Source organism: Microvirga arsenatis (assembly GCF_009910705.1).
GTDB classification, from domain to species: Bacteria; Pseudomonadota; Alphaproteobacteria; order Rhizobiales; family Beijerinckiaceae; genus Microvirga; species Microvirga arsenatis.
This window is the reverse complement of the sequence record NZ_JAAAXJ010000040.1, coordinates 1-8,779: the sequence shown is the minus strand read 5'-3', so window position 1 is coordinate 8,779 and position 8,779 is coordinate 1. Positions and strand designations below refer to the sequence as shown.

The 8,779-nt window shown below is 62.2% G+C and carries 5 protein-coding genes and 2 pseudogenes; 2 read left to right on the top strand and 5 right to left on the bottom strand.

Annotated features, from left to right (window positions below):
- The first annotated feature begins 210 nt into the window (after positions 1–210).
- Complete coding sequence (locus tag GR303_RS23795; protein ID WP_161726889.1) at positions 211–1,374, top strand: IS110 family RNA-guided transposase; 1,164 nt, start codon at positions 211–213, stop codon at positions 1,372–1,374.
- Positions 1,375–1,752: 378 nt separating this feature from the next.
- On the opposite strand, the pseudogene GR303_RS25620 reads toward GR303_RS23795, so the two are convergent.
- From GR303_RS25620 to GR303_RS23775, 4 genes and pseudogenes are all read right to left on the bottom strand, one after another.
- A pseudogene (locus tag GR303_RS25620) lies at positions 1,753–2,045 on the bottom strand (hypothetical protein); the annotation flags it as partial.
- A 129-nt stretch (positions 2,046–2,174) separates the two neighbouring features.
- A complete protein-coding gene (locus tag GR303_RS23785) occupies positions 2,175–2,354 on the bottom strand; it encodes a hypothetical protein (RefSeq protein ID WP_161726888.1) in 180 nt (59 codons plus the stop codon).
- Between the two features lie 87 nt (positions 2,355–2,441).
- Positions 2,442–3,134, bottom strand: a complete 693-nt coding sequence (locus GR303_RS23780) for an outer membrane protein (protein WP_161726886.1) — start codon at positions 3,132–3,134, stop codon at positions 2,442–2,444.
- 478 nt (positions 3,135–3,612) lie between these two features.
- Positions 3,613–4,266: a TetR/AcrR family transcriptional regulator gene (locus GR303_RS23775; protein WP_161726884.1), complete on the bottom strand. Its 654-nt coding sequence runs from the start codon at positions 4,264–4,266 to the stop codon at positions 3,613–3,615.
- Between the two features lie 664 nt (positions 4,267–4,930).
- Between GR303_RS23775 and GR303_RS23770 the strand changes: the two genes are divergently transcribed.
- Positions 4,931–6,487 (top strand): ISL3 family transposase, encoded by a 1,557-nt coding sequence (locus GR303_RS23770; protein ID WP_161726882.1) that lies wholly within the window; start codon positions 4,931–4,933, stop codon positions 6,485–6,487.
- Between the two features lie 236 nt (positions 6,488–6,723).
- On the opposite strand, the pseudogene GR303_RS23765 reads toward GR303_RS23770, so the two are convergent.
- Positions 6,724–8,655, bottom strand: a pseudogene (locus GR303_RS23765) (efflux RND transporter permease subunit); the annotation flags it as partial.
- Positions 8,656–8,779: the final 124 nt, after the last annotated feature.

The window sequence follows — 8,779 nt, the reverse complement described above, 5'->3', positions numbered from 1 at the left end:
GATACCAGCGCACGCAGAGCAGGATTACGGATCGATCAAAATGCCTGCCCTTGAACACTTATTCCTCCGCCACTGAGACCTCCACCCAGTAGCTGAAACTCTGAAACAAACCGTTTGCGACGGATCCGTTACAGATCCTATGCGGGTGGATAGCGGTCCGCTCTCTGGCAGAATGAGGGTGCTGTATCCACTCACGCTGGAGACCAACCGATGTCCGTCGAGCCCCGATTTGAGCAAACCGCTATCCGCACTGATCTTGGCGCAATCTTCGTCTCAATGGAACTCAGTCGCTCCGTCTGGCTCCTGACCTCCCTGTCGCCCGGGGCCGGCGAGACGATGTCCAAGCACAGCGTGCGGGGCGGCGATGTGGCCGGCCTGCTGACGCGGTTTACCCAGTTGCAGGAGAAAGCGCGCGCTCGCACCGGCCAGATGTTTCCGATCATCGTCATCCAGGAGGCGGGTCTGGACGGGTTCTGGATCCATCGCGTGCTGGAAAGCGAAGGGATCGAGAGCCATGTGGTCGATCCCGCCTCGATTGCGGTCTCCCGCCGCTGCCGACGGGCCAAGACCGACAAGATAGACGGCGAGGCCCTGGTGCGCACGCTGCTGGCCTACAAGCGCGGGGAGCCGCGGGTGTGTGCCATGGTTCGGGCGCCGACCCCTGAGGCGAAGGACCGGCGCCGCATCAGCCGCGAGCGCAAGACGCTCACCGCCGAGCGGGTCCAGCATGTCAACCGCATCAAGGGACTGCTGTTCGCGCAGGGGATCGGCACCTATGAGCCCCTGCACCGCGACCGCAGAACAAGGCTCGACGCGCTCATGACCGGCGACGGCCGGCCGCTGCCGCCGTATCTCAAGGCCCAGATCAGCCGCGAACTCGATCGGCTTGAACTCCTTCTGGAGCAGATCAAGGCAGTCGAAGCCGAGCGGGATCACCTGCTCGCCTGTGCCGAAGAGATGGCCGGCGCCGCGCTGCCAGCGCGGCTGCTTCCCCTGAAAGGCATCGGACAGGAAGCCGCCGCTGTTCTGTGGTCGGAGGGCTTGTTCCGCACCTTCGCCAATCGCCGGCAGGTGGCCGCCTATGCGGGCCTGGCCCCGACGCCCTGGAAGAGCGGATCGGTGGATCGCGAGCAAGGCGTATCGAAAGCCGGCAACCCGCGCCTGCGCACCACCATGATCCAGCTCGCCTGGTTGTGGCTGCGCCATCAGCCGGCCGCGGCGCTGAGCCTGTGGTTCCAGGAGCGGGTCCGGCGCAACGGCGGGCGCCTGAGGAAACCGATGATCGTGGCGCTGGCCCGCAAGCTGCTGATCGCGCTGTGGAAGTATGCGACCGCCGGAGTGATCATCGAGGGGGCTGTGATGAGGCCTGCGTAAGGCACGGCACGGGTGGATTTGCTTCGCCGGACCCTGATCAGATCCGGCGGATCCAGGTGGACGGACCGATGTGCAACATGGCGTTCAGTGCCGCACTACAGAAGGGTCCCGTCGCCTGAGCCCTCGCCCGCTGCAAGCGGGATTATGGTGCGGCTGCGTGCGAGCAGCGACCGCATGTGAGTTGGAGCTGGCGCTGGACACGGGCCAGATCATGCAACGGGCTCAGACCTTGGATGTCAAACACCAGCCGGAGATCTGATCGGTGTTTCGATGAACCAGCATCTTGACGGATCAATTCCCATGTGAGTTGCACCCTTCGTTTGCGATGTGAGGTCTGCGCCATGGCCTGATGGGCTCGTCGCCAGGCAGACTAGGCAATTACGAAGGCAGGCTCGATCCGGCGTTGCTGGAGACGTGTGGCCACGCGGTGGATTTCCTGGACAGACCATCGCACCAGCGCTGAAACCTGGCTGCTTCGTTTGTTTTTGGGGTGAGGTGAGCCTGTTGGCGCGCTGGCGCACCACCGCCATCATGGCAAAGGCCAGCATCACCAGAGACACATGCCGGTGCCAGCCGTGCCACGAGCGAGTCTCGTTGTGCGTCAGCCCCAGCACCGTTTTGGCAGTCTCGAATGCAACCTCGATCGCCCAGCGCTGGCCCTCCACCCGCACTACTGAGACGGCTTGGGTGCAGTTGAAAGACCGGCGATCATGGATAGGGCTGGATAGCCAGCCAAGGCTCTCGCACAGTTCAAGATCACCCAAGCCGTCTCAATAAGGCGGAGCTAATCGCCAACCTTATCAGGTTGACGTGACATGCCCCCAGCCGCTCCAATCAGCATTGAGGGTGAGATCCTCCTGGCGCACATCCTCAATTACCCTAAGGTCTTCGGAAAACGCCATCGCGAGGCCGGTTACCGCAATGCCATCTTGATCGACAAGGTGCTCCTGATCATTCACAAGGTGAAAGTAGCAGCGCATGGGACAGTCCTGGCCGGCAGACGGTCGGAATGTGGCGCAACGCCCGATGGGGAAACCGGGCATTGCGTGGTCTGGAATGGAGGTGGCTTAGTACGAGCCGAACTTGTAGTTCAGGCCGGCGCGCACCACACCGAACTCGGTCTCGTCGCTGACGCCCGGAACGGCAGGCAGGTCGTCATCGTCCTGCTCGAGGTTGACGTACAGGCCTTCGACTCTGGCGGTCAGGTTGTTGGTGAAGGCATACTCGACACCACCACCAATGGTCCACCCGACGCTCACGTCGTCCGAGCTGCTGAAGCCGTTGCGGATCTCGCCATAGGCCAGACCGCCGGTGGCGTAGATCAGAGCGCGATCGAAGGCTACACCGGCGCGGGCACGCACCGTACCGAACCAGCTGTCGTCATCGTCGTCGTCGCCGTTGAAGATTCCGTCGAAGTCGCTGTCGCCGCCGATGTCAGCATACTGAATGTCGGCCTCAGCGCCGAGCACGAACGAGCCGATCTGGTAGTTGTAGCCGATCTGGCCGCCGCCGACGAAGCCGCCTTCGTCATCAGCCTCGAAAGTGCCGACGCCCGGGATCACCACGTCATCGTCATTGGTGTTCCAGCCATAGCCAGCGTTCACACCAACATAGAAGCCGGTCCAGGTGAAGACCGGAACAGCCGCCACGATTGGAGCCGGAGGCGCGGAGCGAACCGGCAGGTCGGCTGCCTGAGCAGCCGTTGCAAGAGCCGTGGTGGCAGCCAGGCCGACGAGGAGAGTTTTGAGTCCTTTGCTCATGATTGTTCCTTTCAGCAATGTGGACCGACGCAGAGATAAGCCGAGTCGCATCGCCAGGCTATGGCAAATCAGCCACATGCGTCATTTAATGATCCTAAGACGTACTATTTAATTTTGGATGAACCCCCTCGCGTCGACGGCTTGACCTGATGCGGGTTTGCAGGGTAAGTCCTGCTGGTCCGTTCGGTCACACAACCTCCGAGCAGGCGAGAAGAGACCCTTGCCCTGCCGTCCCGCACGGCAGGGCTTTTTTGTGGCAGAATAATACGCTGATGTATCTTTAAGCATAAGGTATGGCGGTTTCAAAGCGTGTTAATGCAGATGGCGTCAAACCTCTCGGATCGTGAAGCCAGGTGCATGCCGTGCATCGGTTGGGGCGGCAATGGCAGCGGTGCGGGTTGCTGGCCTCACCGGCTGCACAGGGTGGCAATGGAGATATTGCGATCTGCTCAAACCTGAGATGAGGCGCCGCGCCCGATCAGGCCTTCCCAGAACCACAGCCATGCAGGAACAACTCCACCGATCGCTGGAGCTGTCTCTTGCGAATATAGGTCAGTTCAGGCGGCTCAAGCCCGATCAATACCCGCTGCCTCGCGCCCAACAAGACGGCGTTGAAGAACTGCTCGGCGGCAAAGCGCGCATCAAGTTGACGGATTTCCCCAGCGGCAATCCCGTCGAGGAGAATGTGTTCGACGATCTGGGCGGCCCGTTGGACGCCGGCATTGTTCATGATCTGCGCCATATGCGGGAAGCGAACCGCCTCGGCGATCACCAGCCGATCCCGCGCGATGGACTCGGCCGTTGACAGGTCCGCCCACAGCGACAGGGAGAGGGCATACAGCCGGTCTTGGGTCGTGCCGGCCTTCCTCTCCGCCTTTTCCATGGATCGGATGCTTGCTTCATAAGCGGTGACGATCACCGCCTCAAATAGGTCCGCCTTTGTGGGAAAGCGGGCATAGAGGGTGCGCTTGGAGATCTTCGCCGCGGCGGCGATCTGATCGATGCTGGTGGCATCAAAGCCCTGCTCGAGGAAAAAGCGGGCGGCGACCTCGACGATGTGCTCCGTCAGTCGCTCGGCCTCCACCAGCGACGGGCGCCCGGTGCGCTTTGCCCTTACCTTGGCCTGTCCCAACGTAACTCCTTTTGCTGCCTGCTGTTCCCCGCAACCTTATTTGAACCGCCCCCGAAGAACCAGCCCACCGGCTGCCCTCTCGGCAAGGATACTGTGGGTTGCCAACTAGAAAACAACTATATTGCTTATGCCCGCGGCATTCCTGCAATGCCGTTTTCCAGGCCGTCCGCTGTCGCCTTATGACAATAAAGCGAGCGGGTGCCCGGATCCTGCCAGGCACCGTCGTGCCGATCCTTGCCCGCAGCTGCTGCTGATCATCGTGCCTCCCTGCGTTGCACAATGAGCCCCTTTTAATAGAACCATGTCGTGGCCTTTTCCCTTCTCAACTTGGAGATCCGGAAGAAGCTATGCTTTCTGGCCGCCTCTTCTTTTGATGGCGCGCAGGCGAGGAGGGCACATCATGGCAGAAATGATTGCGGTTGTAAGTCGGCACCAAAGCTTTAGCCCTTTCTAAGGGTAGGGCAACGTCTTGGTTCAGCAATACAAAACGGAAATCCGGTGGGGTCACGAGCGGCGCCGTTGATGACCCCGCCGACGCACCAAATTCGCTCGCAACATCATGTGTTTCTCGGCAGTTGGCTCCAGGGTCCGAATTGGGCTCTGACTCAGTTTTGATGGCATTGTGACGAGGGGTGGCATTGGTTTCACAGAAGGAATCAACGCCATGGGCCAGGCCCTCCGACCGTCGAGCCTTGTTCCTCGCGGCTTTGTTGTTGATGCTGCCAGCAATGAGTCTGACGCGACGCTCATTACTATCCGTCCTCTGAGCATGGCGAGTGCCTGTCCGGGCTGCGGAATGAGATCGGAACGGATTCATAGTCGGTATCGGCGGCGTTTGGCGGATCTTCCCTTGGCGGGCAAGCCTGTTTGGCTGGTCGTCCTGGTGCGCCGGTTCCACTGTGATGCAGTGTTGTGCGGCAGGCGCATCTTCGCTGAACGCTTTAACGACAACGTCCTGGCGCCGTGGGCGCGGCGAACCGCCCGGCTGGATGATATCGTCCATCATCTAGGACTTGTTCTGGGCGGGCGGCCGGCAGCGAGCTTTGCCCGGAGACTGATGCTGCCGGTGAGCAACGATACCCTGCTGCGCGCCGTGCGGCGGCGAGGCAGCCCACGCTTCGTTCCGCCGACTGTGATCGGGATCGACGACTGGGCGTGGCGGCGCAACCAGCGCTATGGAACCATCATCTGCGACCTTGAGCGACGCAAGACCATAGCATTGCTGCCTGATCGGGAGCCGGCAACGGCTCAGGCCTGGCTCACAGACCAGCCTCAGATCGGTGTAGTCGCCCGAGACCGTGGCGGCGGCTACGCAACGGCGGCTGCCCGGGCACTCCCGAAGGCGATCCAAGTGGCGGATCGCTGGCATTTGATGGAGAACGCCAGTCGCGCATTCCTAGACGCCGTGCGTAGATCCATGCGCCAGATCAGAGCCGCGATCGGCGCAGCCACGATCAATCCACACCTGCTCACCGCCGCTGAGCGGATCCAATATGAGGGATATCTGCGCCGAGAGGACACCAATGCCGCCATTCTCGAACTGACCGAGGCCGGAGTGACGATCAAGGAGATCGTGCGCCGGACTGGAAACAGCCGCGGCTTGGTCCGTCGCGTGCTGCGCGGTCAACGCTCGGATATCTTCCGTGTCCGCGAGAGCTCGCTTGAACTGCATCTGCCATGGCTCGACGCCCAGTGGTCGGCCGGACGGCAGAACGGTGCCGAGCTATGGCGACGACTCAAAGCTCAGGGATTCCGTGGTAGTCTTCGCGTTGTCACCGAATGGGCCACGCGCCGCCGGAAGGCAGACAAGGTCGATGGCGGTGCCTTGAACCGGGCACCCTCGGCGCGGACCATAGCGCGTCTTATGACTGTCGGCCGCGACAAGCTCTCCAAATCCGAAACCATCCTGGTCGCCGCGATTGAGGGCGGCGTGCCCCAGTTGGTTGATGCGCGGGGAATCGTCGCCGCCTTCCAGGCCATGATCCGCAAGAAGTCTCTCGTCGATCTTGAGCCATGGCTGGAGCAGGCCCGATCGAGCTTGGTCGCGCCTTTCGCCAACGGCATCGTCAAGGACAGGGCGGCCGTGAGCGCCGCGATCACATCTCCATGGTCCAATGGTCAAACCGAAGGGCAGATCACCAAACTCAAGCTCGTGAAACGACAAATGTACGGACGAGGAAAGCTCGATCTACTCCAAGCGCGCGTCATCGGAGCGGAATGAGTTCGATCACCACCAAATGTGCGTCAGAGCCCGAATTGGATGCTGATTTACACTCCGGAGATCGAGGTGTCGCCGGTTACCCGGGTGAGGATGATTGCTGAGCATGGTGCATCCCTGTCACCTGTGATGGGGGCTGGTGATGGGCCCCGGCTTCCGCAGCCAGGGCCCGATGCTCGTGCGGCCTGCGTGGAGGGAGCACAGGGCCGTACAAGCATCGTCCAATCGGTCACTACGGCTTACGCCGCCTCGTGGGCCGCCGCGGCCGATGCCGGCTCCGCCCCGGATCGGGAGGGAGCCTCAATGCGGAACCACGCTACGTAGAGCGCCGGCAGGAACAGGAGGGTCAACACCGTGCCCACGATGATCCCGCCCATCATGGCATAAGCCATCGGGCCCCAGAACACTTCACGCGAGATTGGGATCAGCGCCAGGCTCGCCGCCGCCGCCGTCAGCAGGATCGGCCGCGTGCGGTGCTTGGTAGCCTCGACCACCGCAGCCCATGCATCCCATCCTTCCCGCCGCAAGTCTTCGATCTGCACGATCAGGATTACGGAGTTGCGGATCAGGATGCCAATCAGCGCGAGCACGCCCAGGATCGCCACAAACCCAAGCGGGGCACCGCTGGGAACAAGGGCAGCCACCACCCCGATCAACCCGAGCGGTGCAACCGCGATCACCAAGAACAGCCGCTGGAAGCTCTGGAGCTGGATCATCAGGATGGTCGCCATGACGAACAGCATCAGCGGGACCACCGCCGCAATGGGACCCTGCGCCTTGGCGCTCTCCTCAACCGGGCCGGCAACCTCGATGGCGTGACCAACCGGCGCGGCCGCACGGAACTGCTCGACCCGAGGCTCAAGTTGCTGCATCACAGTTGCAGGCTGGGTGCCCCCCAGAATGCCGGCCTTGACCGTGATCGTCGGCACCCGACTGCGGCGCCACACGACCGGCTGTTCGAGTTCGTAGCGGAAGGTGGCAACCGCCGCGAGGGGAACCGACTGCCCGTTGCGGCCTGGCAGCTGCAGGTTCTGTAGGGTCTCGATGGAGCCCCGCTCCGCCTGCCCTGCCCGCGCGACTACGTCAACAAGATAGATCCCATCGCGCACTTGCGTGATAGTGGTCCCTCCGACAACGCTGTTCAGGGCCGAGGCGATATCCTCCGAGCTGATCCCGAGTTGGCGCGCCTTATCCTGGAGCACATCAACCTTCACGACCCGGGCTGGCTCGTTCCAGTCATAGCTGATGTCGGTCACGAGCGGGTGTTCTCCGATTACTGCCGCCAATCCCTGGGCGAGTTCCCGTACCTGATGGATATCCGGTCCGCTGACGCGGTATTGCACCGGCCGCCCTGCCGGCGGCCCGAGCGGCAGCAGGTTGACCTGCACATCCGTGCCGACGAACTCCCGGCGGGCGATCTCCTGTAGCCGCCCCCTCACCCGCTCGCGTGCTTCCAGGCTTTTCGTGACGATGATGATCTGACCCGTATTAGGGGCCGCCGGCTGGACGTCGAAGGCTAGCACGAAGCGCACGGCGCCGCGGCCGACATGGGATGACCAGTGTTCGATGTCCGGATCGCCGACCAGTTTCGCCTCGAACCGGTCCATCTGCGCCCGCGTCTCGGCAATCGAGGCGTTCTGCGGCAGGGTGAGGTCCACGACGAGTTCTGGGCGGTCCGACGACGGGAAGAACTGCTGCTCGACGAACCGCATCCCGTACAACGATGCCAGGAACAAGGCCAGGGTGATGCCAATAGTCACCCAGCGCCACCGCATTGCCGCCAGCAGAACCCGGGACAGGACCGCCCCGAGGCGGCTCGGCCTGTCGTGGTGCTTGCCGATGACTTTCGGCAGGAACGTGACCCCGAGCAGAGGTGCAAACAGCACCGCGACGATCCAGGAGATCAACAGCGAGACTGCGATCACCACGAACAGCGTAAACGTGAACTCGCCGGCGCTGCTGTTGTTCAAGCCGATGGGAATGAAGCCTGCAACGGTCACGAGCGTTCCGGTGAGCATCGGGAAGGCTGTCGAGGTGTAGACGGCGGTTGCTGCTTTCTGCAGCGTGTCGCCTGCCTCAAGCCGCGCCACCATCATTTCGACCGCGATCATCGCATCATCGACCAGGAGCCCAAGCGCAATGATCAGCGCTCCGAGCGAGATCCGCTGGAGCTATGGCGGAATCTAGGTGATGACGGTTTGAGAAAGGCGGCGTACCGAGGCGGGTGACAAGCCTTGCCAGAACCTCTTCGAGAAGAGCGATACGCCTATGACCGAGACTACCAATGTTTTACGC